This window comes from Pantoea sp. SIMBA_079, assembly GCF_046940275.1.
GTDB lineage: Bacteria > Pseudomonadota > Gammaproteobacteria > Enterobacterales > Enterobacteriaceae > Pantoea > Pantoea borealis.
Map to the genome: position 1 here is coordinate 26,668 of NZ_JAWRYR010000006.1, position 25,097 is coordinate 51,764.

General features: G+C 56.7%; 23 protein-coding genes. 15 read left to right on the forward strand and 8 right to left on the reverse strand.

The window, feature by feature from the left end; translation table 11 throughout:
* Positions 1-18: 18 nt before the first annotated feature.
* The 11 genes from atpG to SB719_RS10265 all read left to right on the forward strand — a co-directional run bounded on the left by atpG (position 19) and on the right by SB719_RS10265 (position 12,393).
* The gene (atpG, locus tag SB719_RS10215; RefSeq protein WP_039381430.1) at positions 19-885 is read left to right on the forward strand and encodes a F0F1 ATP synthase subunit gamma; all 867 of its coding nucleotides are present in this window, start codon (positions 19-21) and stop codon (positions 883-885) included.
* Positions 886-948: 63 nt separating this feature from the next.
* Positions 949-2,346 (forward strand): F0F1 ATP synthase subunit beta, encoded by a 1,398-nt coding sequence (gene atpD / locus SB719_RS10220; protein ID WP_065647895.1) that lies wholly within the window; start codon positions 949-951, stop codon positions 2,344-2,346.
* Between the two features lie 24 nt (positions 2,347-2,370).
* The gene (locus SB719_RS10225) at positions 2,371-2,790 is read left to right on the forward strand and encodes a F0F1 ATP synthase subunit epsilon (protein WP_039381436.1); all 420 of its coding nucleotides are present in this window, start codon (positions 2,371-2,373) and stop codon (positions 2,788-2,790) included.
* Between the two features lie 199 nt (positions 2,791-2,989).
* On the forward strand, positions 2,990-4,360 hold the full coding sequence (gene glmU / locus SB719_RS10230; protein WP_412159213.1) for a bifunctional UDP-N-acetylglucosamine diphosphorylase/glucosamine-1-phosphate N-acetyltransferase GlmU: 1,371 nt from the start codon (positions 2,990-2,992) through the stop codon (positions 4,358-4,360).
* A gap of 144 nt (positions 4,361-4,504) precedes the next feature.
* Entirely contained in the window at positions 4,505-6,334 is a 1,830-nt protein-coding gene (gene glmS, locus SB719_RS10235; RefSeq protein WP_039381443.1) for a glutamine--fructose-6-phosphate transaminase (isomerizing), read from the forward strand.
* Positions 6,335-6,506: 172 nt separating this feature from the next.
* The gene (gene pstS / locus SB719_RS10240) at positions 6,507-7,550 is read left to right on the forward strand and encodes a phosphate ABC transporter substrate-binding protein PstS (RefSeq protein WP_065647893.1); all 1,044 of its coding nucleotides are present in this window, start codon (positions 6,507-6,509) and stop codon (positions 7,548-7,550) included.
* Positions 7,551-7,635: 85 nt separating this feature from the next.
* Positions 7,636-8,598: a phosphate ABC transporter permease PstC gene (gene pstC / locus SB719_RS10245; RefSeq protein ID WP_065647892.1), complete on the forward strand. Its 963-nt coding sequence runs from the start codon at positions 7,636-7,638 to the stop codon at positions 8,596-8,598.
* Positions 8,595-9,482, forward strand: a complete 888-nt coding sequence (gene pstA / locus SB719_RS10250) for a phosphate ABC transporter permease PstA (RefSeq protein ID WP_065647891.1) — start codon at positions 8,595-8,597, stop codon at positions 9,480-9,482. The genes pstC and pstA overlap by 4 nt, the downstream gene beginning before the upstream one ends.
* 44 nt (positions 9,483-9,526) lie before the next feature.
* A complete protein-coding gene (gene pstB / locus SB719_RS10255) occupies positions 9,527-10,300 on the forward strand; it encodes a phosphate ABC transporter ATP-binding protein PstB (protein ID WP_039381453.1) in 774 nt (257 codons plus the stop codon).
* 14 nt (positions 10,301-10,314) lie between these two features.
* Positions 10,315-11,049, forward strand: a complete 735-nt coding sequence (phoU, locus tag SB719_RS10260; protein WP_065647890.1) for a phosphate signaling complex protein PhoU — start codon at positions 10,315-10,317, stop codon at positions 11,047-11,049.
* Positions 11,050-11,154: 105 nt separating this feature from the next.
* On the forward strand, positions 11,155-12,393 hold the full coding sequence (locus SB719_RS10265; RefSeq protein WP_065647889.1) for an MFS transporter: 1,239 nt from the start codon (positions 11,155-11,157) through the stop codon (positions 12,391-12,393).
* Between the two features lie 620 nt (positions 12,394-13,013).
* Here SB719_RS10265 and yieH read toward each other — a convergent pair.
* Positions 13,014-13,691 (reverse strand): 6-phosphogluconate phosphatase, encoded by a 678-nt coding sequence (gene yieH, locus SB719_RS10270; RefSeq protein WP_412159214.1) that lies wholly within the window; start codon positions 13,689-13,691, stop codon positions 13,014-13,016.
* A 149-nt stretch (positions 13,692-13,840) separates the two neighbouring features.
* Here yieH and SB719_RS10275 point away from each other — a divergent pair, with 149 nt between their 5' ends.
* Positions 13,841-15,154, forward strand: a complete 1,314-nt coding sequence (locus tag SB719_RS10275; protein ID WP_065647887.1) for an NCS2 family permease — start codon at positions 13,841-13,843, stop codon at positions 15,152-15,154.
* Positions 15,155-15,184: 30 nt separating this feature from the next.
* On the opposite strand, the gene SB719_RS10280 is transcribed toward SB719_RS10275, so the two are convergent.
* The 7 genes from SB719_RS10280 to rpmH form a co-directional block, all read right to left on the reverse strand.
* A complete protein-coding gene (locus SB719_RS10280; RefSeq protein WP_304234954.1) occupies positions 15,185-15,946 on the reverse strand; it encodes a 4'-phosphopantetheinyl transferase family protein in 762 nt (253 codons plus the stop codon).
* 181 nt (positions 15,947-16,127) lie between these two features.
* Entirely contained in the window at positions 16,128-16,718 is a 591-nt protein-coding gene (locus SB719_RS10285; protein ID WP_293006248.1) for a malonic semialdehyde reductase, read from the reverse strand.
* Positions 16,719-16,869: 151 nt separating this feature from the next.
* Positions 16,870-18,234 (reverse strand): tRNA uridine-5-carboxymethylaminomethyl(34) synthesis GTPase MnmE, encoded by a 1,365-nt coding sequence (gene mnmE, locus SB719_RS10290; RefSeq protein ID WP_065647884.1) that lies wholly within the window; start codon positions 18,232-18,234, stop codon positions 16,870-16,872.
* Between the two features lie 105 nt (positions 18,235-18,339).
* A complete protein-coding gene (gene yidC / locus SB719_RS10295; protein WP_065647883.1) occupies positions 18,340-19,986 on the reverse strand; it encodes a membrane protein insertase YidC in 1,647 nt (548 codons plus the stop codon).
* A gap of 2 nt (positions 19,987-19,988) precedes the next feature.
* Complete coding sequence (gene yidD / locus SB719_RS10300; protein WP_071668252.1) at positions 19,989-20,246, reverse strand: membrane protein insertion efficiency factor YidD; 258 nt, start codon at positions 20,244-20,246, stop codon at positions 19,989-19,991.
* On the reverse strand, positions 20,210-20,569 hold the full coding sequence (gene rnpA, locus SB719_RS10305) for a ribonuclease P protein component (RefSeq protein ID WP_071668251.1): 360 nt from the start codon (positions 20,567-20,569) through the stop codon (positions 20,210-20,212). The genes yidD and rnpA overlap by 37 nt, the downstream gene beginning before the upstream one ends.
* Positions 20,570-20,584: 15 nt before the next feature.
* A complete protein-coding gene (gene rpmH, locus SB719_RS10310; protein ID WP_003849659.1) occupies positions 20,585-20,725 on the reverse strand; it encodes a 50S ribosomal protein L34 in 141 nt (46 codons plus the stop codon).
* 599 nt (positions 20,726-21,324) lie between these two features.
* Between rpmH and dnaA the strand changes: the two genes are divergently transcribed.
* The 3 genes from dnaA to recF all read left to right on the forward strand — a co-directional run bounded on the left by dnaA (position 21,325) and on the right by recF (position 25,095).
* Entirely contained in the window at positions 21,325-22,728 is a 1,404-nt protein-coding gene (dnaA, locus tag SB719_RS10315) for a chromosomal replication initiator protein DnaA (RefSeq protein ID WP_039381492.1), read from the forward strand.
* 5 nt (positions 22,729-22,733) lie between these two features.
* Positions 22,734-23,834, forward strand: a complete 1,101-nt coding sequence (dnaN, locus tag SB719_RS10320) for a DNA polymerase III subunit beta (RefSeq protein ID WP_065647881.1) — start codon at positions 22,734-22,736, stop codon at positions 23,832-23,834.
* A 172-nt stretch (positions 23,835-24,006) separates the two neighbouring features.
* Complete coding sequence (recF, locus tag SB719_RS10325; RefSeq protein WP_065647880.1) at positions 24,007-25,095, forward strand: DNA replication/repair protein RecF; 1,089 nt, start codon at positions 24,007-24,009, stop codon at positions 25,093-25,095.
* Positions 25,096-25,097: the final 2 nt, after the last annotated feature.

A 25,097-nucleotide genomic window follows, 5' to 3' on the forward strand; every position in this document is an offset into this window, starting at 1 on the left:
GGCTTTGAGGAGAAGCTAATGGCCGGCGCAAAAGAAATACGTACCAAGATCGGAAGCGTAAAAAATACGCAGAAGATCACCAAAGCGATGGAAATGGTCGCCGCCTCCAAAATGCGTAAAACGCAGGAACGCATGGCGGCCAGCCGTCCGTATGCAGATACCATGCGCAAAGTGATTGGTCACCTTGCACTGGGTAATCTGGAATACAAGCACCCTTACCTGGATGAGCGCGACGTTAAGCGCGTCGGCTACCTGGTCGTTTCGACTGACCGCGGGCTTTGTGGTGGTTTGAACATTAACCTGTTCAAAAAATTGCTGGCTGAAATGAAAGGCTGGGCAGACAAAGGCGTTCAGAGCGATCTGGCGATTGTCGGCTCAAAAGGCGTTTCATTCTTCGGCTCGGTCGGTGGCAACGTCGTGGCTCAGGTTACCGGCATGGGCGATAAGCCTGCGCTGTCTGATCTGATTGGCCCGGTAAAAGTTATGCTGCAGGCCTACGATGAAGGCCGTATCGACAAGCTGTATATCGTCAGCAACAAGTTTAACAACACCATGTCTCAGACTCCGACCATTACCCAACTGCTGCCGTTACCGCCAGCGGAAGGTGAAGAAGAGATGAAGGCGAAGACCTGGGATTACCTGTACGAACCCGATCCGAAGGCGCTGCTCGATACGCTGCTGCGTCGTTATGTCGAATCGCAGGTTTATCAGGGTGTGGTGGAAAACCTGGCCAGTGAGCAGGCCGCGCGTATGGTAGCGATGAAAGCCGCAACCGATAACGGCGGAAACCTGATCAAAGAGCTGCAGTTGGTCTACAACAAAGCTCGTCAGGCCAGCATCACCCAGGAACTTACCGAGATCGTCTCGGGAGCCTCCGCGGTTTAACCAGGCATATATCCTGTCGCCCGAGCGCGGCCGGATATTCTCGTATTAGGTAGAGGATTCAAGATGGCAGCTGGAAAGATTGTCCAGATTATCGGCGCCGTAGTTGACGTCGAATTCCCTCAGGACGCGGTACCACAGGTATACAGCGCTCTCGAGGTTAAGAATGGTGATACTCGTCTGGTGCTGGAAGTTCAGCAGCAGCTGGGTGGTGGCGTAGTACGTACTATCGCCATGGGTTCTTCTGACGGCCTGAAGCGCGGTCTGGAAGTAATCGATCTGAAAAAACCTATTCAGGTTCCGGTTGGTAAAGCGACCCTTGGCCGTATCATGAACGTGCTGGGCGAGCCTATCGACATGAAAGGCGACCTGACAGAAGAAGATGGCAGCGCAGTAGAGGTTTCCTCTATTCACCGCGCGGCGCCTTCTTATGAAGATCAGTCAAACTCGCAGGAACTGCTGGAAACCGGCATCAAGGTTATCGACCTGATGTGTCCGTTCGCTAAGGGCGGTAAAGTCGGTCTGTTCGGTGGTGCGGGCGTGGGTAAAACCGTAAACATGATGGAGCTGATCCGTAACATCGCGGCTGAGCACTCAGGTTATTCGGTCTTTGCTGGTGTAGGTGAGCGTACTCGTGAGGGTAACGACTTCTACCACGAAATGACTGACTCCAACGTTATCGATAAAGTAGCGCTGGTGTATGGCCAGATGAACGAGCCGCCGGGTAACCGTCTGCGCGTAGCACTGACCGGTCTGACCATGGCGGAAAAATTCCGTGATGAAGGCCGTGACGTTCTGCTGTTCATCGACAACATCTACCGTTATACCCTGGCAGGTACTGAAGTGTCTGCACTGCTGGGCCGTATGCCATCTGCGGTAGGTTATCAGCCAACGCTGGCTGAAGAGATGGGTGTGCTGCAGGAGCGTATTACCTCCACCAAGACCGGTTCAATCACCTCCGTACAGGCCGTTTACGTTCCTGCGGATGACCTGACTGACCCGTCTCCGGCAACCACCTTTGCTCACCTGGACTCAACCGTTACGCTGAGCCGTCAGATCGCCTCTCTGGGTATCTACCCGGCCGTTGACCCGCTGGATTCTACCAGCCGTCAGCTGGATCCACTGATCGTGGGTCAGGAGCACTATGACGTCGCACGTGGCGTACAGTCACTGCTGCAGCGTTACCAGGAGCTGAAAGACATCATCGCCATCCTCGGTATGGACGAGCTGTCTGAAGAAGATAAACTGCTGGTGGCACGTGCGCGTAAGATCCAGCGCTTCCTGTCTCAGCCATTCTTCGTTGCTGAAGTCTTCACCGGTTCTCCGGGTAAATACGTGACGCTGAAAGATACCATTCGTGGTTTCAAAGGCATCATGGAAGGCGAATTCGACCACCTGCCAGAGCAGGCGTTCTACATGGTCGGCGCTATCGAAGAAGCCGTAGAAAAAGCGAAGAAACTGTAATAACGGTTTCCCGGGAGGAATGGTATGGCTATGACTTATCATCTGGACGTGGTCAGCGCGGAGCAGCAGATGTTCTCCGGTCTGGTACAGCGTATCCAGGTGTCAGGTAGCGAAGGCGAGCTGGGGATCCACCCGGGCCACGCCCCGCTGCTGACTGCCATCAAGCCTGGCATGATTCGCATCGTGAAACAGCACGGCGACGAGGAGTATATCTACCTCTCCGGCGGCGTGCTGGAAGTACAGCCGGGCAGCACGACCGTTCTGGCCGACACCGCTATTCGCGGTGAAGACCTTGACGAAGCGCGCGCGCTGGAAGCGAAACGTAAAGCAGAAGAGCACATGAACAGCAGCCACGGCGACGTGGACTACGCTCAGGCCTCTGCGGAGCTGGCGAAAGCTATCGCGAAACTGCGTGTTATCGAGCTGACCAAAAAAGCGATGTAATCAGGCTTTATGCGTCATGAAATGCCAGCCCACCGGGCTGGCATTTTTTTTGCTCCGCGCCCGGCAAACCTGTTGTTATGCTCTGTCTCTGATCCCCCTTTCCGCTTTCCTCCGGTTGTCTAATTTCGCCACGAGAAAAATGTAGTAATCTCAGGGGTAAACCTTACACTTTCGAAAGTTAAATTGAGTCTGGAAAATTATGTCTGTAAGCGCGATGAGTGTGGTGATCCTGGCCGCTGGCAAAGGCACCCGTATGTATTCCGATCTGCCTAAAGTTCTGCACACGCTGGCAGGTAAACCCATGGTGCAGCATGTTATTGATGCTGCCACCGGGCTTGGCGCCCGGCAGGTCCATCTGGTCTATGGTCACGGTGGTGAGCTGCTGCAGCAAAAGCTGGCGCACAACACCCTGAACTGGGTGCTGCAGGCGGAACAGCTGGGTACCGGACACGCTATGCAGCAGGCGGCGCCCTTCTTTGCGGATGACGAAGATATTCTGATGCTGTATGGCGACGTCCCGCTTATCTCGCAGGCAACGCTGCAGCAGCTGCGCGCGGCAAAACCCGCTGGCGGCATCGGGCTGCTGACCGTGGTGCTGGATAACCCCACCGGCTATGGCCGGATTGTGCGGGAAAACACGATCGTGACCGGCATTGTTGAACAGAAGGATGCATCTGCTGAGCAGCTGGCTATTCAGGAGATCAACACCGGTATCCTGATCGCCAGCGGGGGCGATCTCCGGCGCTGGCTGGCACAGCTGGATAACAATAACGCGCAGGGCGAGTTCTACATCACCGATATCATCGCGATGGCGCATCAGGAAGGCCGCGTGATTAATACCGTTCATCCGGCGCGCATCAGTGAAACGGAAGGCGTAAATAACCGTCTGCAGCTGGCTACGCTGGAGCGTGCTTTTCAGCAGGAGCAGGCGGAAAAGCTGCTGCTGGCGGGCGTAATGCTGCGCGATCCGGCGCGTTTTGATCTGCGCGGTACGCTGGCGCACGGGCGCGACGTGGAGATTGATACCGGCGTCATCATCGAAGGGGATGTCACGCTCGGCAACCGGGTAAAAATTGGCACCGGCTGCGTGATCAAAAACAGCATTCTGGGTGATGACTGTGAGATCAGCCCTTACTCTGTGATTGAAGACGCGACGCTGGCTGCAGCCTGCACGGTCGGGCCGTTTGCCCGGCTGCGCCCGGGCAGCGAGCTGGCGGAGCAGGCGCACGTTGGCAACTTTGTAGAAATGAAAAAAGCCACGCTCGGCAAAGGCTCCAAGGCGGGCCACCTCTCCTACCTGGGTGATGCCGAAATAGGCGCGGGCGTTAACATCGGGGCAGGCACCATCACCTGCAACTACGATGGGGCTAACAAATTCAAAACGATTATTGGTGACGACGTCTTTGTCGGCTCCGATACGCAGCTGGTGGCGCCGGTGCGCGTGGCCGCCGGTGCAACGATTGCCGCCGGTACCACGGTGATGAAAGATGTCACCGCCGCCGATCTGGTCTACAACCGCAAAGAACAGCAGCAGAAAGCGGGCTGGCAGCGCCCGGTGAAGAAAAAATAAATTTTAAGGGCCGGCAAAGATCGGCCCGTTTAGCAGTGCTATAACGATATCCCCACTCTCTACAAGGCTCGGGGAACCGGCGTAGCCGGAAATCAGGTCAGATGACAACGCAATGGCCGAACGCCATGAAGTCAGGAAACGAATATGTGTGGAATTGTTGGAGCAGTAGCGCAGCGTGACATTGCAGAGATCCTGCTGGAAGGTCTGCGTCGTCTGGAGTATCGCGGTTATGACTCAGCCGGTCTGGCGGTCGTTGATCGTCAGGGGCACGTGACGCGTCTGCGTCGCGTAGGCAAAGTGGCTAATCTGGCGGAGGCCGCAGATCAGCAGCCGCTGATTGGCGGTACCGGTATTGCCCACACCCGCTGGGCTACGCACGGTGAACCTTCAGAGGCAAATGCGCATCCGCACGTCTCAGAGCAGATCATCGTGGTGCATAACGGCATTATCGAAAATCATGAGCCGCTGCGTGCGCAAATGATCGAACGTGGCTACCATTTTGCCTCCGAGACGGACACCGAAGTGGTGGCGCATCTGGTGCACTGGGAGCAGAAGCAGGGCGGTACGCTGCGCGAGGTGATCCTGCGCGTGATCCCACAGCTGCGCGGTGCTTACGGTATGGTTATCATGGACAGCCGCGATCCGTCGGTGCTGGTAGCCGCGCGCTCCGGCAGTCCGCTGGTGATTGGCCGTGGTGTGGGCGAGAACTTTATCGCATCCGATCAGCTGGCACTGCTGCCGGTTACCCGCCGCTTTATCTACCTGGAAGAGGGCGATATTGCTGAGGTTACCCGCCGCGAAGTCACTATCATCGATCGCGAAGGCCATCAGGTACAGCGTGCCGAGATCGAATCAAACGCGCAGTATGACGCGGGTGATAAAGGGATCTATCGCCACTATATGCAGAAAGAGATCTACGAGCAGCCTAACGCCATCAAAAACACGCTGGCGGGTCGCTTCCACGACGGGATTGTCGATCTGCGCGAGCTGGGTGAGCATGCAGAGTCGCTGCTGAGCAAAGTAGAGCATATCCAGATTATCGCCTGCGGCACCTCCTACAACTCCGGTATGGTATCGCGCTACTGGTTTGAATCACTGGCGAACATCCCCTGTGACGTTGAGATCGCTTCTGAGTTCCGCTACCGCAAATCCGCAGTACGTAAAAACAGCCTGCTGATCACCCTGTCGCAGTCGGGCGAAACCGCTGATACGCTGGCGGCCCTGCGCCTCTCTAAAGAGCTGGGTTATCTTGGCTCACTGGCTATCTGCAACGTGGCCGGTTCTTCACTGGTGCGCGAATCCGATCTGGCGCTGATGACCAAAGCGGGCACGGAAATTGGCGTGGCTTCCACGAAAGCCTTTACCACGCAGCTGACGGTACTGCTGATGCTGGTGGCTAAACTGGGCCGCCTGCACGGTATGAAGCCGGAAACCGAGCATGAGATTGTCCACGCGCTGCAGGCGCTGCCAAGCCGTATTGAGCAGATGCTGGCGCAGGACAAGATCATTGAGAGCCTGGCAGAAGATTTCTCTGACAAGCATCATGCACTGTTCCTTGGCCGCGGCGATCAATACCCGATTGCCATGGAAGGGGCGCTGAAGCTCAAAGAGATCTCCTATATTCATGCGGAAGCCTATGCGGCTGGCGAGCTGAAACACGGCCCGCTGGCGCTGATTGATGCTGATATGCCGGTGATCGTGGTCGCACCTAACAATGAGCTGCTGGAAAAACTGAAGTCCAACATCGAAGAAGTGCGCGCACGCGGTGGCCTGCTCTATGTCTTCGCCGATGGCGATGCAGGCTTCAGCGACAGCGAAGGGATGAAAATTATCTCACTGCCGCACGTGGAAGAGGTGATCGCCCCTATCTTCTACACCGTGCCGCTGCAGATGCTCTCTTATCATGTGGCGCTGATCAAAGGCACCGACGTGGACCAGCCGCGTAACCTGGCAAAATCGGTTACCGTTGAGTAATCGCTAAGCCGGACGGGCCTGCAACGGGCCCGCCCGGTTTTTATCTTCGTCATAAAACTGTCATATTTCGTACATTTCGCTGTCATCAAACTGTCCTATTTTCCCTCCAGCAGCAATCACTGACTCCAACTAAAACGGCGTTAAGCCTGATTTATACTCCCCCGGAGGGAACATGACACTGATGCGTAGCACCGTAGCCCGACTCCTCGCCGCCACTTTCGCCGTCAGCGCAGTTTCTGCGTTTGCCGCCACCGATCTGACGGGCGCTGGCGGGACCTTCCCGGCCCCGGTTTATGCCAAGTGGGCAGCAGAGTATCAGCAGGCCACCGGTAGCAAAATCAACTATCAGGGGATCGGCTCTTCGGGTGGCGTAAAGCAGATCATCGCGAAAACGGTGGATTTCGGTGCCTCTGATGCGCCGATGAAAGAGGAAGATCTGCAGAAAAATGGCCTGTTCCAGTTTCCGACCGTTATCGGTGGTGTGGTGCTGGCCGTTAACCTTCCGGGTGTGAAGTCAGGCGAGCTGACCCTTGACGGCAAAACCGTGGGTGACATCTATCTTGGCACCATCAAAAAGTGGAACGATCCGGCGATTGCTAAGCTGAACCCGGACCTGAAGCTGCCTGACACCAATATCAACGTTGTGCGCCGCGCCGATGGCTCCGGTACCTCCTTTGTGTTTACCAGCTACCTGACCAAAGTGAACAGTGACTGGGCAGGCAAAGTAGGCAAAGGCAACACCGTTAACTGGCCAACCGGCCTTGGCGGCAAAGGCAATGATGGCGTGGCCGCCTTTGTACAGCGTCTGCCAGGTTCAATTGGCTATGTCGAATATGCCTATGCGAAACAGAACAACCTGACCTACACCAAACTGCTGGATGCGGATGGCAAGCCGGTGGCCCCGAGCGAAAGCAGCTTTGCCAACGCCGCGAAAGGCGCTGACTGGAGCAGCTCGTTTGCCCAGGATCTGACGTTCCAGAAAGGTGACGACGCATGGCCGATCGCCTCCACCACTTTTATCCTGATTTACAAAGATCAGGCCAATGCGGAGAAGGGCGCAGAAGTGCTGAAGTTCTTTGACTGGGCCTATAAAGGCGGCAGTAAAACCGCAACGGCGCTGGATTATGCAGCGCTGCCGGAGAGCGTGGTGACGCAGATCCGCGCGGCATGGAAAGCGAATATCAAAGACAGCAGCGGCAAAGCGCTCTGGCAGTAAGCCACTGTCAGACTCGGCGGCTGGCTGAGTATTCCGGGGGCGGCTATCTGGCCGCCCTGCATATCCTCTGAGAACCGAGAATTTTATGGCTGCTACCAAGCCGACATTCAAAGCACCGGGTAAGCAAGGCGACATGATTTTTGGCGCACTGGTCAAACTCTCTGCGCTGATTGTCCTGCTGCTGCTGGGTGGCATTATTGTCTCCCTGATCGTCTCTTCCTGGCCCAGCATTCAGAAGTTTGGCTTCGCCTTTCTCTGGACCAAAACCTGGGATGCCCCAAACGAAGAGTTTGGCGCACTGGTGCCGATTTACGGCACGCTGGTGACCTCCCTGATCGCACTCATCATCGCGGTACCGGTAAGCTTCGGGATCGCGCTGTTTCTGACCGAGCTGGCACCCGGCTGGCTGCGTCGTCCGCTTGGCACCGCCATTGAGCTGCTGGCGGCCATCCCGAGCATTGTTTATGGCATGTGGGGTCTGTTTATCTTTGCGCCGCTGTTTGCAGAATATTTTCAGACGCCGGTCGGCAACGTCATGGCTAACATTCCCATCGTCGGCACCCTGTTCTCCGGCCCGGCGTTTGGTATCGGTATCCTGGCCGCAGGCGTCATTCTGGCGATTATGATCATTCCCTATATCGCTTCGGTGATGCGTGACGTTTTTGAACAGACGCCGGTGATGATGAAAGAGTCCGCATATGGCATCGGCTGCACCACCTGGGAAGTGATCTGGCGCATCGTGCTGCCGTTTACCAAAAACGGCGTTATCGGTGGCGTAATGCTGGGACTGGGGCGTGCGCTGGGAGAGACCATGGCGGTGACCTTTATTATCGGTAACACCTACCAGCTCGACAGCGCTTCGCTGTTTATGCCCGGCAACAGTATCACCTCAGCGCTGGCTAACGAGTTTGCTGAAGCGGAGTCGGGCGTGCATGTCGCTGCGCTGATGGAGCTGGGTCTGATCCTGTTTGTCATCACTTTTATCGTTCTGGCGATCTCGAAGCTGATGATCCTGCGGCTGGCCAAAAGTGAAGGGGCCCGTTCATGACCGCTATAGAAATGCAGAGCCGTACTGAGCTGGAAGCCTCGCGCCGTAAAATGCAGGCGTGGCGCAGTACAAAAAATAAAATCGCCCTGACGCTGTCGCTGCTCACTATGGCGTTTGGCCTCTTCTGGCTGATCTGGATCCTGTTCACCACGGTGACCAGGGGCGTCGACGGGCTAAGCTGGTCGCTGTTTACCGAGTCGACGCCGCCGCCCAATACCGCCGGCGGCGGGCTGGCAAATGCGCTGGCGGGCAGCGGCCTGCTGATTTTCTGGTCCACCTTTTTTGGTACACCGCTGGGTATTATGGCCGGGATCTGGCTGGCGGAGTATGGCCGTAAGAGCTGGCTGGCAGAGGTGATCCGCTTTATTAACGACATCCTGCTCTCCGCGCCTTCTATTGTGGTCGGACTGTTTGTTTACACCATTGTGGTATCGCAGATGCAGCACTTCTCCGGCTGGGCAGGCGTTGCGGCGCTGGCGCTGCTGCAGATCCCGATTGTGATCCGTACCACCGAGAATATGCTGCGGCTGGTGCCGGACAGCATGCGCGAAGCGGCATACGCGCTGGGCACGCCGAAGTGGAAGATGATCTCAGCCATTACGCTGAAAGCGTCGGTCTCCGGCATCATTACCGGCGTACTGCTGGCAATTGCGCGTATCGCCGGTGAAACCGCCCCGCTGCTGTTTACCGCGCTCTCAAATCAGTTCTGGAGCACTGACATGATGCAGCCGGTGGCTAACCTGCCGGTCACTATCTTCAAGTTCGCCATGAGCCCGTTTGCCGAATGGCAGAGTCTGGCGTGGGCGGGTGTGCTGATCATTACGCTGTGCGTGCTGCTGCTGAATATTGTTGCCCGCATGATCTTCACCAAAGGCAAACACTAATTTTCCGGCGCGGCTCTGGCGGCGCTGCATAAGAGAGATAAGCAATGAGTATGGCAACCCCTTCTGCCGGTAAAATCCAGGTGCGCAATCTGAACTTTCATTACGGTAAATTTCACGCGCTGAAAGATATCAATCTGGATATTGCCCGAAATCAGGTCACCGCGTTTATCGGCCCGTCAGGCTGCGGAAAATCCACGCTGCTGCGCACGTTTAATAAAATGTATTCGCTCTATCCGGAGCAGCGTGCAGAGGGTGAAATTCTGCTGGATGGCGACAATATCCTCGCGTCACACCAGGATATCGCCCTGCTGCGCGCGCGCGTCGGCATGGTGTTTCAGAAGCCAACGCCGTTTCCGATGTCAATTTATGACAATATCGCCTTCGGCGTGCGTCTGTTTGAGAAGCTGTCGCGCGCGGATATGGATGAGCGCGTGCAGTGGGCGCTGACCAAAGCCGCGCTGTGGAACGAAACCAAAGACAAGCTTCATCAGAGCGGTTACAGTCTTTCCGGCGGGCAGCAGCAGCGTCTCTGCATCGCACGCGGTATCGCCATCCGGCCGGAAGTGCTGCTGCTGGATGAGCCCTGCTCGGCGCTGGACCCTATCTCCACCGGCCGCATCGAAGAGCTGATCACCGAGCTTAAGCAGGATTACACCGTGGTGATTGTGACGCACAATATGCAGCAGGCCGCCCGCTGCTCCGATCATACGGCGTTTATGTATCTTGGTGAGCTGATTGAGTTCAGCGACACCGATACGCTGTTTACCAAACCCGCACAGAAGCAGACTGAAGATTACATCACCGGTCGTTACGGCTGATTCAGGAGAGACCCATGGATAATTTAAATCTTAATAAACATATCTCCGGTCAGTTTAACGCCGAGCTGGAGCACATTCGCACGCAGGTGATGATCATGGGCGGCATGGTGGAGCAGCAGCTCACTGACGCCATTACCGCCATGCATAATCAGGATGCGGAACTGGCGCGCCGGGTGATTGAGGGCGACCAGAAGGTCAATATGATGGAGGTGGAGATTGATGAGGCGTGCGTGCGTATTATCGCCAAGCGTCAGCCCACCGCCAGCGACCTGCGGCTGGTGATGGCCATTATCAAAGCGATCTCTGAGCTGGAGCGTATTGGTGACGTGGCGGAGAAAATCAGCCGCACCGCGCTGGAAAAGTTTGGTCAGCAGCATCTGCCGCTGCTGGTCAGTCTGGAGTCGCTGGGCCATCACACGGTGCAGATGCTGCATGACGTGCTGGATGCGTTTGCGCGCATGGATCTCAGCGCCGCCATCACTATCTACCGCGAAGATAAAAAAGTGGATAAGGAGTACGAAGGCATCGTGCGCCAGCTGATGACCTACATGATGGAAGATCCGCGCACTATTCCCAGCGTGCTGACCGCCCTGTTCTGCGCGCGCGCCATTGAGCGAATTGGCGACCGCTGTCAGAATATCTGCGAAATCATCTTCTATTTTGTTAAAGGGCAGGATTTCCGCCATGTTGGCGGCGACCGGCTGGATGAACTGCTCTCCGGCGACGACGGCAGCAACCGGCCCTCCTGATTATCCTTTCCGGCTGCCGGCGCGGCAGCCATTACCATTTCTGATTGGTCACTCCGCCGCCCGCTCTTTATACTTGGCGCACTTTTTTTCGCCAGGTACTCTTTTATGTCCCTTTCCCGTTCTGCTAAACCTGCCGTAACGCCGGCTAAAGCGATGCTGGCCGCAATCAGCGGCTACGCCATGGATGGATTTGATCTGCTGATCCTCGGTTTTATGCTGCCGGCCATTAGCGTATCGCTGGTACTCGACCCGTCGCAGGCGGGCTCGCTGGTGACCTGGACGCTGATTGGTGCAGTGATCGGCGGCATTCTGTTTGGTCATCTCAGCGATCGCTTTGGCCGGATCCGCATCCTGACCGTGACGATACTGATGTTTTCCCTGTTTACCGGTCTGTGCGCGGTGGCGCAGGGCTACTGGGATCTGCTGGCGTACCGGACCCTGGCCGGGGTGGGGCTGGGCGGTGAATTTGGTATCGGTATGGCGCTGATCGCCGAAGCCTGGCCGCAGGAGAAGCGCAACCGTGCATCGGCCTGGGTCGGCATCGGCTGGCAGCTCGGCGTCCTGCTGGCTGCCTTTATCACGCCGCCGCTGCTCAGCGTAATTGGCTGGCGCGGCATGTTTCTGGTGGGCATGCTGCCTGCGCTACTCTCCTTTGTTCTGCGGCGCAGTATGGGTGAGCCGGAGAGCTTCACACGGCAGGTAAAAAGCGTACCGGCACTCTCATTTACAGCCCGTATAAAAATGCTGTTTGCTGACCGTGCCACCCGCAAAGCGAGTCTGGGCATTTTTATCCTCTGCTCGGTACAGAACTTTGGCTACTACGGTCTGATGATCTGGATGCCGAGCTATCTCTCCTCCAGCTTTGGTTTCAGCCTGACAAAATCGGGACTGTGGACCGCGGTGACCGTAGTGGGTATGACCCTGGGGATCTGGCTGTTTGGCGTGCTGGCCGATCGCTTCGCCCGCTGGAAAATTTTTCTGCTGTACCAGTTCGGTGCCGTGGCGATGGTGGTGGTGTATGCGCAGCTACGCGATCCGACGATCATGCTGTTTACCGGCGCCATCATGGGGATGTTTGTTAACGGCATGATTGGCGGCTATGGCGCGCTGATCTCCGATACGTTTCCGCCGCAGGCGCGTGCCACCGCGCAAAATGTACTGTTTAACCTCGGGCGCGGCGTTGGCGGTTTTGGTCCGCTGGTGATTGGCGCGCTGGCTACGCAGATTTCATTCACCGCGGCCATTACGCTGCTGGCGCTGATTTATCTGCTGGATATTTTCGCCACGCTGTTTCTGCTGCCGAAGAAGCAGAGTAATGAGGACTCGCTGGGCGCAATAGGCTGATAGCCTGCACGCACGCCAGGGGCGCATAAATGCGCCCCCTACAGAGCATTGCAGGGGCAGCATTAGATGCATCCGCAGGGGCGGCATTCATGCCGCCCTGGTATCAGGCGATGCACGGCGTCTCATACCAGGGGCGCATAAATGCGCCCCCTACAAAACATTGCAGGGGCAGCATTAGATGCATCCGCAGGGGCGGCATTAATGCCGCCCTGGTATCAGGCGATGCACGGCGTCTCATACCAGGGGCGCGTGAATGCGCCCCCTACAAAACATTGCAGGGGCAGCATTAGATGCATCCGCAGGGGCGGCATTCATGCCGCCCTGGTATCAGGCGATGCACGGCGTCTCATGCCAGGGGCGCATAAATGCGCCCCCTACAAAACATTGCAGGGGCAGCATTAGATGCATCCGCAGGGGCGGCATTAATGCCGCCCGGGTTATCAGGCGATGCACGGCGTCTCATACCAGGGGCGCATAAATGCGCCCCTACAAAACATTGCAGGGGCAGCATTAGATGCATCCGTAGGGGCGGCATTAATGCCGCCCTGGTATCAGGCGATGCCGCCCGGGTTATCAGGCGATGCACGGCGTCTCATACCAGGGGCGCGTGAATGCTCCCCCTACAAAACATTGCAGGTGGATACCAGCGTCCAGCCGCGTGCCTGCCACAGCGCCGGTAGCTGCGCCATATCATCAAACCGCGTTACCAGCGGATGATCGATTGCGGGATTATGCGCATCGGCGCAGTAATAAAACACCGGAATACCTGCGGCAATGCCGGCGCGGGCGCCCGCTTCGGAATCATCCACCAGAATGCAGCGGTCAAGCGGCACCTGCATCTGTTCTGCAGCGTGAAACATCAGCTGCGGATCGGGTTTCCATGCCTGAATGTCATAGCCGCTGTAGAGGCGATCGGTAAACCACGGCAGCATGTCGGTGAGACCCAGCGAATGCTGCATTTTCTTTACCGGTCCGTTGGAAACCACGCACATCGGAACGCGGATCTGCGCCACCAGCGCCGCTGCACCGCTGATCGGCTGCAGCTCTTGCTCAAACAGGCGTGCGACTTCGGTGCGATAGGCGTGCTCCACCTCTGTTACCGGCAGCGCCTGATGATACTGTTCGCTGATGTCGCGAATAATGTCGTAAAGCTTCACGCCTTTATACCGCTCAAACATCTGCTGCAGCGATAGCGTAATGCCATAGCGCGCAAAAGTATTCACATAGCCCTGCGTGCAGAGCATTTCGCTGTCGACCAGCGTGCCGTCACAATCAAAGAACACACACTCCACTGTCATTGCATTCTATCCTTTTGATAACTGTTCAGCTTTTACTCTAGCCTGGATTACGCCAGGCAGCAGCAGGCAACCGGTTGCGAAAATTCCGTGTTTTACCGCGATAAAGCCTATAGGATACGCGGCGATAAATTTTTCAGCGGAACAGCAAAATGAAGACTCAGGGCCTGCTGCAGCGCATATTTAAACTGCAGGAACACGGGACCACGGTACGCACTGAAGTGATTGCCGGGTTCACCACTTTTCTGACGATGGTCTATATCGTCTTTGTTAACCCGCAAATCCTCGGCGCTGCCGGTATGGATACCCAGGCGGTATTTGTCACCACCTGCCTGATTGCCGCCTTTGGCAGTATCCTGATGGGGCTGATAGCAAACCTGCCGGTTGCGCTGGCACCGGCGATGGGTCTGAACGCCTTTTTCGCTTTTGTGGTAGTCGGTGCAATGGGGTATTCCTGGCAAATAGGCATGGGCGCCATTTTCTGGGGCGCGCTGGGACTGCTGATTCTGACGCTGCTGCGCGTGCGCTACTGGATGATAGCCAATATTCCGCTCTGCCTGCGTACCGGGATCACCGCCGGTATTGGCCTGTTTATCGCAATGATGGGGCTGAAAAATGCCGGCATCATTGTGCCAAACGCGGAAACGCTGGTGGCGGTCGGTAATCTGACGTCGCACAGCGTGCTGCTGGGGGCGCTGGGCTTTTTCATTATCGCTATTCTGGCATCGCGTAATATTCATGCGGCGGTGCTGGTCTCTATTGTGGTCACAACCAGCATAGGCCTTGCGCTGGGTGACGTCAGGTTCACCGGTTTCTTTGCGCCGCCGCCGTCAATCTCGGCGGTAGTGGGTGCGGTGGATATTAAAGGCGCGTTCAATATCGGTATGGCAGGCGTGATCTTCTCCTTTATGCTGGTCAATCTGTTTGACTCGTCCGGTACGCTGATTGGCGTGACGGATAAAGCGGGCCTGACCGATGAAAAAGGAACGTTTCCGCGTATGAAGCAGGCGCTGTATGTGGACAGCATCAGCTCCGTCACGGGGGCACTGGCCGGTACGTCATCGGTGACAGCCTATATTGAGAGTTCGTCAGGGGTTGCCATTGGCGGCCGTACCGGGCTGATGGCGGTTATTACCGGCCTGCTGTTCCTGCTGGCGATATTCCTGTCGCCGCTGGCGGCGATGGTGCCGGGCTATGCGGCAGCGGGTGCGCTGATCTATGTCGGCGTACTGATGACGGCATCGCTGTCGCGCGTACGCTGGGACGATCTTACCGAAGCGGTACCGGCCTTTGTCACCGCGGCGATGATGCCGTTCAGTTTCTCAATTACGGAAGGGATCGCGCTGGGCTTTATCGCCTACTGCGTGATGAAGCTGGGAACCGGACGCTGGCGTGAAATCAGCCCCTGTGTCGTGGTGGTTGCGCTGTTGTTTACACTGAAAATCGCGTTTATCGACGCGCACTGACGCTTCAGGTGGCCTGGGCGGCCACCCGCTTCAGAGCTGTCGCATCTCCTGCTGTCCGGCAATACGCTCGCCGGGCAGGCTGGTCAGCCGCAGCGTATGCGAATCCATGTTCGGCTTATTCATTTCAATATCACGCAGCGCAACCCACTGCTGCTGCGCGTCAATCTCCCACAGGCGCAGATGCTCTGTGCCAGGTGAAAGTGCACATGACCAGACCAGCGTCGGCTCGGCGTCGCAGACGGCCTGAATATCGGGAAATACCGTGGACCGCAACCGGCCTGACGCCGGATGAAGCCGCAGCGAAGAGAGGCCCCGATCTGCTTCATCGGTCAGCTTGAGAACGCTCTGGCGCAGCGTCCAGATTTGCGTTGCTGCCTCCATAAAATCCTGCTGCGCGTTGATCCACGCTTTTTCACCGGAAGAGAGCTCCTGCATCAGCGCTTCCTGCGTCTGCCGGCTGTGCGCGCGCACAATCTCCATATCCAGTCCGGCACGCCCGCCTTCTTCCGCCAGCAGCACGCCGGTGATATGGCCTGTATAGGAGATGCTGAAATCAGGCAGGGCCGGGTCGGCAAAGCGCGGCCGCCCGCTGTTGCTGACGCTCAGCTGCGGCAGCTGATCAATGCCGTAGATCCGCAGCATCAGCTGTGCCAGCAGTTCGCGGGCAGCCAGAAAACGCCCGCGTCGCCGGTCGGGCAGACGGGCTGCGCTATCCAGCACATCCGGGGGGATCCGTGAAGTCGTTACCGGCAGGGGCGTGGTGCCCGTCCAGCGCACAAAATGACCAGCCATCTGTCGCTCCGTGAAAATGGGCGAATAATCATCAGCGGCATTGTAAGAATTTTCTTAGATGTTTGCATCCGGCTTTCCCTGAAGAACGGTAAATTCAGATAAGACTGAATATCAGCGCAGAATAAGGCGGGACAGAAACTCTGCCGGACCGACCGGCAGAGCGCAGACGGACTGCCGGCTTTCAGGCAAAGGCGGTGGCTTCATCGAAACCGAGTCGCGTCAGGCGCGGATGCAGTTTACCTGCCTCACCGTAGCCAAGATTGATCAGCATGTTAACCTGCCATTTGCTTTCGCTGAAGAAAGCGGCATTAACTTTGGCGGGATCAAAGCCGGACATCGGACCGGCATCCAGGCCGAGCGAACGCGCGGCAAGGATCATGTAGCCTGCCTGCAGGCTGCTGTTACGGAACGCGGTCTCTTTCGTCAGCTCCGGGCTGCTGGTAAACCAGTTGCGCGCGTCACCAAACGGAAACAGTTTTGGCAGCTGCTCAAAAAATTCCGGATCCCAGGCGACAATCACCGTTACCGGTGCCGACATGGTTTTGTCCACGTTGCCTGAAGAGAGGGCGGGCTTCAGCTTTGCTTTGCCTTCCGCCGAGGTAACAAACACAAAGCGGCCCGGCGAACAGTTAGCAGAGGTCGGGCCCAGTGCTGTCAGGGTATAGAGCTCCCGCAGCAACGCCTGTGAAACCGGCTTATCCTGCCAGTGGCTGTGGGTGCGGGCGTCAGTAAACAGCGCATCAAGCGCCGCGCTGTCGAGCGGTGTACTCATGTTTCTCTCCTGTTCAGGCTGCGGCGCAGGCCCGGTTTTTAGCATGAATAATAGAGGCTGCGTTTAACGCAGCCTTCATCGTTATACTGTAAAGGAGAAAGGGTGCCAAATAACAAAGATGTATGATCGACCGGCAAAGAGCGGTACGCGCTTATTTCCCGATGCAGAAGCTGGAGAAAATACGGCCCAGCAGATCGTCAGAGGTAAATTCGCCGGTGATTTCACTCAGCGCCTGCTGTGCCAGCCGCAGCTCTTCCGCGAGCAGCTCTCCCGCCCACGCGCCCAGCAGCTGCGCTTTTCCCTGCTGCAGATGCGCGGCGGCACTTTCCAGCGCCTGCAGGTGGCGGCGGCGCGCAAGGAACCCGCCTTCCATATTTCCGGCAAAGCCCATGCTCTGCTTCAGATGATCGCGCAGCGTTTCCACGCCGTCGCCGGTGCGGGCTGAAAGGCGGATCAGCGCATGGCCGTTTGCCTCACTCAGTCCCAGGGTCTCACCGGTCATGTCCGCTTTGTTACGCACTACGGTAATGGGCAGCGCCGCCGGTAAGCGCGCGACAAAATCGGGCCAGATAGCCGCTGCCTCGGTAGCGTCCGTGGTTGTACCATCCACCATAAACAGCACCCGATCGGCCTGTTCAATCTCCTGCCAGGCGCGCTCAATGCCGATGCGCTCCACTTCATCGCTGGCTTCACGCAGTCCGGCGGTATCAATGATGTGCAGCGGCATTCCATCAATATGAATATGTTCGCGCAGAACATCGCGCGTGGTGCCGGCAATATCAGTGACGATAGCCGCTTCGCGTCCCGCCAGCGCATTCAGCAGGCTCGATTTACCTGCGTTCGGGCGCCCGGCAATCACCACTTTCATGCCTTCACGCAGCAGGCTGCCCTGACGCGCTTCGGCGCGTACGCCATTCAGGTCGCCGATCACCGCATTAAGCTGCGCTTCAATCTTACCGTCGGAAAGAAAGTCGATCTCCTCATCCGGAAAGTCGATGGCGGCCTCGACATAGATACGCAGATGGGTCAGCGCCTCCACCAGCGCATTCACGCGCTGTGAAAATACACCCTGCAGCGAGTTCACCGCCGAGCGCGCCGCCTGCTCCGAGCTGGCATCAATCAGGTCGGCAATCGCCTCGGCCTGCGCCAGATCGAGCTTGTCATTCAGAAACGCACGCTCAGAAAACTCACCCGGTTGCGCAATGCGCAGGCCGGGCAGGGCGACAATGCGTTTCAGCAGCAGGTCGAGGATCACCGGTCCGCCGTGACCCTGCAGCTCCAGGACATCTTCACCGGTAAAGGAGTTCGGACCCGGGAACCACAGCGCAATGCCCTGATCCAGCACGCTGCCATCTGCATCGGTAAAGGGCAGGTAATCGGCGTAGCGCGGCTTTGGCAGTTTACCCAGCACAGCCTGTGCAACGTCTGCTGCCCGGCTGCCTGAGATACGCAGTATACCGACGCCGCCGCGGCCCGGCGGGGTTGCCTGCGCAACGATAGTATCGCTGTGGCTCATGATCGTCCTCTTGCCCGCGCTGTGCCGGGCTGAAAAAATAGAAAAAAAACAGGGCGACATAAATGCCGCCCCTTGATTATACCTGTTGCTCAGCCGGGCTGAAGGTTACGCTTTCTTCTTGTCGCGGCTATGCAGGCCCCGTTTTTCCAGGCCGCGGTAAATCAGCTGCTGCTGGAGAATGGTGACCAGGTTGCTGACGATGTAGTACAGCACCAGACCCGCCGGGAACCACAGGAAGAAGACGGTGAAGATCACCGGCATATAGGTCATGATCTTCTGCTGCATAGGATCGGTCACGGTGGTCGGTGACATCTTCTGGATGAAGAACATGGTGATCCCCATCAGCACCGGCAGAATGTAGTACGGGTCCTGCGCAGAGAGGTCATGGATCCACAGTACAAACGGCGCGTGGCGCAGTTCTACCGAGCCAGACAGCATATAGTAGAGTGCCAGGAAGATTGGCATCTGAATAACCAGCGGCAGACAGCCACCCAGCGGATTCACTTTTTCCGCTTTGTAGAGCGCCATCATTTCCTGGCTCTGCTTCTGCTTGTCATCGCCCAGACGCTCACGCATCGCCTGAATCTTCGGCTGCAGCATGCGCATCTTGGCCATCGAGGTGTACTGCGCTTTGGTCAGCGGGTACATGATGCCGCGCACGATGAAGGTGATGACGATAATGGAGAAGCCCCAGTTACCGATAAAGCTGTGCAGGAACTTCAGCAGCTTGAACAGCGGCTGAGAGATAAACCACAGCCAGCCGTAATCCACGGTCAGGTCAAGGTGCGGCGCAATGGCAGCCATCTTATCCTGAATTTCCGGGCCGACCCACAGCGTTGCGCCCAGCGTCTGCTGTGCACCTGCACCAACCGTAACCGGCGCTGACTTATAGCCAATCGCCGCCACACCGTTGCCGAGGTTGCTGGTATACAGGGTGTTGTTGCCCTGTGTACGCGGCACCCATGCCGTGGCGAAATACTGCTGCAGCATCGCGACCCAGCCGTTGCTGGTGGTGGTGCTCAGGTTTTCGTTATCAGCGATGGTATCGAACTTATATTTCTCATATTTCGCATCGCTGGTGGAGTAGGCGGCACCGCGGAACGTGTGCAGCGCAAAGTTGTTGCTGCCCGTATCGCGATGTTTAGGCAGGTCGATGGTCTGCTTCAGCTGACCAAACATCGCCACTTCCAGCGGCTGCTGTGAGGTGTTATTGATGTTGTAGTCAACGTTAACCGCAAACTCGCCACGCTTAAAGATGAAGGTTTTGGTATAAACCACACCGTTTTCGCCGGTCCAGCTCAGCGGCACACGCAGTTCAGTCTGGCCATCGGCCATGTCAAAGCTATCCTGTGCGGCAGTATAGAGTGGACGCGCGCCATTGTTCGGGTTATCCGGGCCGTTACGACCGGTCAGGCCGCTCTGCGCCTGATAAACAAATGCCGGCGTGGTTTCCAGCAGCTGGAATGGGGCGTCGGAGCCGAGCTTATCCGGGTAGGTCAGCAGCTGAGCCTGTTCAATATCACCACCGCGCGTGTTGATATTAAGTGACAGGACGTCAGTTTTAACGGTGATCGTTTTGCCCTGACCGCTGGCCGGCACGCCGGAAGTGGCGGCATCACCCGCTGCGCTGCTTGTGTTCTGCGTGGTCTGGGTCTGCTGTGGCTGCGGAGCGTGGTCCGTCTGCCAGGCTTGCCAGATCATAAAAGACACGAACAGAAAAGCGATGAGAAAAAGATTGCGTTGCGAATCCATCGTTAATGTTCTCTGGTATCAAAGGTTTTTGGCGGCACAGGATCGTCGCCACCCGGGTTCAAGGGGTGGCATTTTAATACGCGTTTAATCGTCAACCAACTGCCTTTTATCACGCCGAAACGGCGCAGGGCCTCAATCCCGTACTGCGAACAGGTGGGATGGAACCGGCAATGAGGTCCCAGCAGAGGGCTGATAGCGCGTTGATAGACGCGTATCAGGGCGATCAGGAGCCGCGAGCCAGGCGACAGTGACGACGCCATAGTTTCTCCAACGCTTCCATCAGTGCCCGGTTATCGAGGTCGGCAATCCCTTTTTTCGCAACAATAACAAAATCCATCGCAGGCAGTTCATGCTGACGCAGACGAAAACTTTCGCGGGTCAATCGCTTGATCCGGTTGCGTTCATGCGCGCGCTTTACATGTTTTTTAGCGACGGTAAGACCGATGCGGGGATGCCCCAGCGAATTGCGGCGGCCGAGGATGGTGATTTGCGGCGTGCCAGCCCGAAGAGGTTGCTGGAAGACGAAAGTGAAATGAGCGGGAGTTAACAAACGTAACTCCCTGGGAAATGCGAGCTGAACCACGAGGGTTAGCTTTTATTACTTAGAAACGGTCAGACGAGAACGGCCTTTAGCACGACGACGTGCCAGAACCTGACGACCATTTTTGGTTGCCATACGAGCACGGAAGCCGTGTGAACGGTTGCGCTTCAGTACGGACGGTTGAAAAGTGCGTTTCATGGCGATTTCTACCTAAACTTGAAAAATTTCACTGGGTGACGCGTTTTCGGGGCAGTAAAGCGACCGACGCCTCAATGTGTCTTTAATAAAGAGGCGGGATTGTAATAATTGTACAGTCCGGAGTCAATTTACTTCGCTGGTCGCGGGACCTGAATACCCGGAAACACCGCAATTCCGGGCATTAATGCACCACGTGCCAATGCCGGGTGGGGAATTATACGGCCTGTAAAGGAAAGCGCAAGGATCGTCCAGGATCTTCTTGCGATCGCACACGCTATCCACAGGAAAAAAAACGCGACGGCGGCTGAAAAATTCGCGTCTGCTGCGCGATCTTCGCTTGCTTTTTTGCCAGAACGGATAAACTGTTCAAAGGTTTTACACCCTGTGGATAAATTGGATCAAAACTGTGTAGAAAGGGAAGATCTCTGGTGCGCTTTGCGCTATGATCCGCCCTTCCGCTGACGATCCTCACTGCGATCGCCGGGGATGACTACCGCAGACAGCGGTCGCAGGCGCTTTCTGACCGCCTGTGTCAAAAAAGACAGTTTCTATTATTAGCGCCTGAAATTCTTATCGATTTTGTACGAGTGGAGTCCGCCGTGTCACTTACGCTTTGGCAACAGTGTCTTGCCCGTTTGCAGGATGAATTACCTGCCACCGAATTCAGCATGTGGATCCGTCCACTGCAGGCTGAGTTAAACGACAATACGCTGGCCTTGTATGCACCAAATCGGTTTGTACTCGACTGGGTTCGGGATAAATATCTTAACAGTATTAACGGGCTGCTGAACGAATTCTGCGGCGCAAATGTGCCGTTGCTGCGATTTGAAGTGGGCACGCGTCCTGTGGCTCAGGTTGCCGCTGCGCAGCCGGTGATGACCAGTACCGTCAGTGCGCCGGCGCCGGTGGAAACCCGCCCGGCACCGGCACAGCTGCTGCGTCCGAGCTGGGATTCCGTACCGGCACCTGCAGATGTGACGTATCGTTCGAATGTGAACAACCGCCATAACTTCGACAACTTTGTTGAGGGTAAATCGAACCAGCTGGCGCGCGCGGCGGCACGTCAGGTGGCTGATAACCCCGGTGGGGCCTATAACCCGTTATTCCTTTATGGCGGCACAGGCCTGGGTAAAACGCACCTGCTGCACGCGGTAGGGAATGGCATTATTGCCCGCAAGCCCAACGCCAAAGTGGTCTACATGCACTCTGAGCGCTTTGTGCAGGACATGGTAAAAGCGCTGCAGAACAATGCGATTGAAGAGTTCAAACGCTACTATCGTTCTGTGGACGCACTGCTGATCGATGATATCCAGTTCTTTGCCAATAAAGAGCGCTCGCAGGAGGAGTTTTTTCACACCTTCAACGCGCTGCTGGAAGGCAATCAGCAGATCATTCTCACCTCTGACCGTTATCCTAAAGAGATTAACGGCGTGGAAGATCGTCTGAAGTCGCGCTTCGGCTGGGGTCTGACTGTCGCCATTGAGCCGCCTGAGCTGGAAACGCGCGTGGCTATTCTGATGAAAAAAGCGGATGAGAATGACATTCGCCTGCCGGGTGAAGTCGCTTTCTTTATTGCCAAGCGTCTGCGTTCCAACGTGCGTGAGCTTGAAGGCGCGCTGAACCGCGTGATCGCAAATGCCAACTTTACCGGACGCGCCATTACTATCGACTTCGTGCGTGAAGCGCTGCGTGATTTGCTGGCGCTGCAGGAGAAGCTGGTTACCATCGACAACATTCAGAAAACCGTAGCGGAATATTACAAAATCAAAGTGGCGGATTTGCTGTCGAAACGTCGGTCGCGCTCTGTGGCGCGGCCGCGTCAAATGGCGATGGCGATGGCAAAAGAGCTGACCAACCATAGTCTGCCAGAGATTGGCGATGCGTTTGGTGGCCGTGACCATACCACCGTGCTGCACGCCTGCCGTAAAATAGAGCAGCTGCGTGAAGAGAGCCATGACATCAAAGAAGATTTCTCTAACCTTATCCGAACATTATCTTCCTGACGCATATGAAATTTATTGTTGAACGTGAGCAGTTGCTGAAGCCCCTGCAACAGGTAAGTGGTCCGCTTGGCGGACGTCCGACGCTGCCGATCCTCGGAAATTTGCTGCTGCAGGTAAATGAAGGATCGTTGCTGCTGACCGGAACCGATCTGGAAATGGAAATGGTGGCACGCGTGGCGCTGAATCAGGCTCACGAGCCGGGTGCAACCACGGTGCCGGCGCGCAAATTCCTTGATATCTGCCGCGGCCTGCCGGAAGGCGCTGAAATCAGCGTTATGCTGGAAGGCGATCGCATGCTGGTGCGTTCCGGGCGCAGTCGTTTTTCGCTGTCAACGCTGCCCGCCAGCGATTTTCCCAACCTGGATGACTGGCAAAGCGAAGTTGAATTTACGCTGCCGCAGGCCACGCTGAAACGGCTGATTGAAGCCACGCAGTTTTCAATGGCACATCAGGATGTACGCTACTATCTCAACGGTATGCTGTTTGAAACCGAAGGTGAAGAGCTGCGTACCGTCGCCACTGACGGCCACCGTCTGGCGGTCTGCGCCATGCCGATTGGCCAGGCGCTGCCAGACCACTCTGTGATCGTACCGCGTAAAGGGGTGATTGAGCTGGTTCGGCTGCTGGACGGCGGCGAGAACCCGCTGCGCGTGCAGATTGGCAGCAGTAACATCCGGGCGCACGTCGGCGATTTCATCTTTACCTCTAAGCTGGTGGATGGTCGTTTTCCTGACTACCGGCGCGTGCTGCCAAAAAATCCGGACAAGGCGCTGGAGGCGGGCTGCGATCTGCTCAAGCAGGCGTTTGCCCGTGCGGCCATTTTATCTAATGAAAAATTCCGCGGCGTACGCATCTATATCACCGAAAATCAGCTAAAAATCACGGCAAACAATCCGGAGCAGGAAGAGGCAGAAGAGATGCTGGATGTCTCTTACAGCGGCACCGAGCTGGAGATTGGCTTCAACGTCAGTTACGTACTGGATGTGCTGAATGCGCTGAAGTGTGAGAACGTCCGTCTGCTGCTCACCGACTCTGTGTCCAGCGTACAGATTGAAGACGTAGCCAGTCCAGCTGCGGCATACGTCGTCATGCCGATGCGCTTGTAGCAGAAAATATCGGCCTGGCTTACTTGCCATTCTGGTCCCGGGCAGTGCTCGCCCCTGGTCACATACTTCAGTATGCTCCCAGGATCTGCGCGCTGGCCGAGACCAGACTGCCTGCGCCGCCAACGGCCCGCATTGTTAACGTTAGGCTATTCCCTTCTGGCTGGATTCGTTCATGGCTTTAACCCGCCTTCTGATTAAAGATTTTCGTAATATTGAGCAGGCTGACTTAGACCTGGCACCCGGTTTCAACTTCCTCGTCGGCGCCAACGGCAGCGGTAAAACCAGCGTGCTGGAGGCGATTTACACGCTGGGCCACGGGCGGGCGTTTCGCAGCCTGCAGGCGGGACGGGTGATCCGTCATGAGCAGGAGGCGTTTGTACTGCACGGGCGTATTGATGGCAGCGGTGAACGCGCGCTGGCGGTGGGGCTGACCAAAAATCGTGCCGGCGACAGTAAAGTGCGGATTGACGGCAGCGACGGGCATAAAGTGGCTGAACTGGCACAGCTGCTGCCGATGCAGCTGATTACGCCCGAGGGGTTTACATTGCTCAACGGCGGCCCCAAATACCGCAGAGCCTATATCGACTGGGGCTGTTTTCATGCTTACCCTGGTTTTTTTATCGCCTGGAGCAATCTGCGTCGCCTGCTGAAGCAGCGCAACGCGGCACTGCGTCAGGCTTCACGCTACAGCCAGATCCGTCCGTGGGACCAGGAGCTGGTACCGCTGGCCGCACAGATCAGCGCCTGGCGCGCAGAGTACAGCGCGGCCATTGCCAGTGAGATCACTGCGACCTGCAGCCAGTTCTTGCCTGAGTTTGCCCTGTCGTTCTCTTTCCAGCGCGGCTGGGATAAAGAGAGCGACTATGGCGACCTGCTGGAGCGCAATTTTGAGCGCGATCGCGCGCTTACCTACACCGCCAGCGGCCCGCACAAAGCGGATTTCCGTATTCGTGCAGAAGGGACGCCGGTAGAAGATTTACTCTCACGCGGACAGCTGAAGCTGCTGATGTGCGCGCTGCGCTTAGCGCAGGGCGAGTACCTGACGCGCAGCAGCGGACGTCGCTGTTTATACCTGATTGATGACTTCGCATCCGAGCTGGATGACACACGCCGGCGACTGCTGGCAGAGCGGCTGAAAGCCACACAGGCTCAGGTGTTTGTCAGCGCTATTGGCACAGAGCATGTAATCGATATGAGCGACGAAAAGGGCAAGATGTTCCGCGTGGAACAGGGTAAAATAGCGGTTCAACCTGAAGATTAAAT

Excerpts from the sequence above, each read along its gene's own strand:
- atpG (WP_039381430.1), top strand. The coding sequence starts at position 19 with ATGGCCGGCGCAAAAGAAATACGTACCAAGATCGGAAGCGTAAAAAAT.
- atpD (WP_065647895.1), top strand. The coding sequence starts at position 949 with ATGGCAGCTGGAAAGATTGTCCAGATTATCGGCGCCGTAGTTGACGTC.
- SB719_RS10225 (WP_039381436.1), top strand. The coding sequence starts at position 2,371 with ATGGCTATGACTTATCATCTGGACGTGGTCAGCGCGGAGCAGCAGATG.
- glmU (WP_412159213.1), top strand. The coding sequence starts at position 2,990 with ATGTCTGTAAGCGCGATGAGTGTGGTGATCCTGGCCGCTGGCAAAGGC.
- glmS (WP_039381443.1), top strand. The coding sequence starts at position 4,505 with ATGTGTGGAATTGTTGGAGCAGTAGCGCAGCGTGACATTGCAGAGATC.
- pstS (WP_065647893.1), top strand. The coding sequence starts at position 6,507 with ATGACACTGATGCGTAGCACCGTAGCCCGACTCCTCGCCGCCACTTTC.
- pstC (WP_065647892.1), top strand. The coding sequence starts at position 7,636 with ATGGCTGCTACCAAGCCGACATTCAAAGCACCGGGTAAGCAAGGCGAC.
- pstA (WP_065647891.1), top strand. The coding sequence starts at position 8,595 with ATGACCGCTATAGAAATGCAGAGCCGTACTGAGCTGGAAGCCTCGCGC.
- pstB (WP_039381453.1), top strand. The coding sequence starts at position 9,527 with ATGAGTATGGCAACCCCTTCTGCCGGTAAAATCCAGGTGCGCAATCTG.
- phoU (WP_065647890.1), top strand. The coding sequence starts at position 10,315 with ATGGATAATTTAAATCTTAATAAACATATCTCCGGTCAGTTTAACGCC.
- SB719_RS10265 (WP_065647889.1), top strand. The coding sequence starts at position 11,155 with ATGTCCCTTTCCCGTTCTGCTAAACCTGCCGTAACGCCGGCTAAAGCG.
- yieH (WP_412159214.1), bottom strand. The coding sequence starts at position 13,691 with ATGACAGTGGAGTGTGTGTTCTTTGATTGTGACGGCACGCTGGTCGAC.
- SB719_RS10275 (WP_065647887.1), top strand. The coding sequence starts at position 13,841 with ATGAAGACTCAGGGCCTGCTGCAGCGCATATTTAAACTGCAGGAACAC.
- SB719_RS10280 (WP_304234954.1), bottom strand. The coding sequence starts at position 15,946 with ATGGCTGGTCATTTTGTGCGCTGGACGGGCACCACGCCCCTGCCGGTA.
- SB719_RS10285 (WP_293006248.1), bottom strand. The coding sequence starts at position 16,718 with ATGAGTACACCGCTCGACAGCGCGGCGCTTGATGCGCTGTTTACTGAC.
- mnmE (WP_065647884.1), bottom strand. The coding sequence starts at position 18,234 with ATGAGCCACAGCGATACTATCGTTGCGCAGGCAACCCCGCCGGGCCGC.
- yidC (WP_065647883.1), bottom strand. The coding sequence starts at position 19,986 with ATGGATTCGCAACGCAATCTTTTTCTCATCGCTTTTCTGTTCGTGTCT.
- yidD (WP_071668252.1), bottom strand. The coding sequence starts at position 20,246 with ATGGCGTCGTCACTGTCGCCTGGCTCGCGGCTCCTGATCGCCCTGATA.
- rpmH (WP_003849659.1), bottom strand. The coding sequence starts at position 20,725 with ATGAAACGCACTTTTCAACCGTCCGTACTGAAGCGCAACCGTTCACAC.
- dnaN (WP_065647881.1), top strand. The coding sequence starts at position 22,734 with ATGAAATTTATTGTTGAACGTGAGCAGTTGCTGAAGCCCCTGCAACAG.
- recF (WP_065647880.1), top strand. The coding sequence starts at position 24,007 with ATGGCTTTAACCCGCCTTCTGATTAAAGATTTTCGTAATATTGAGCAG.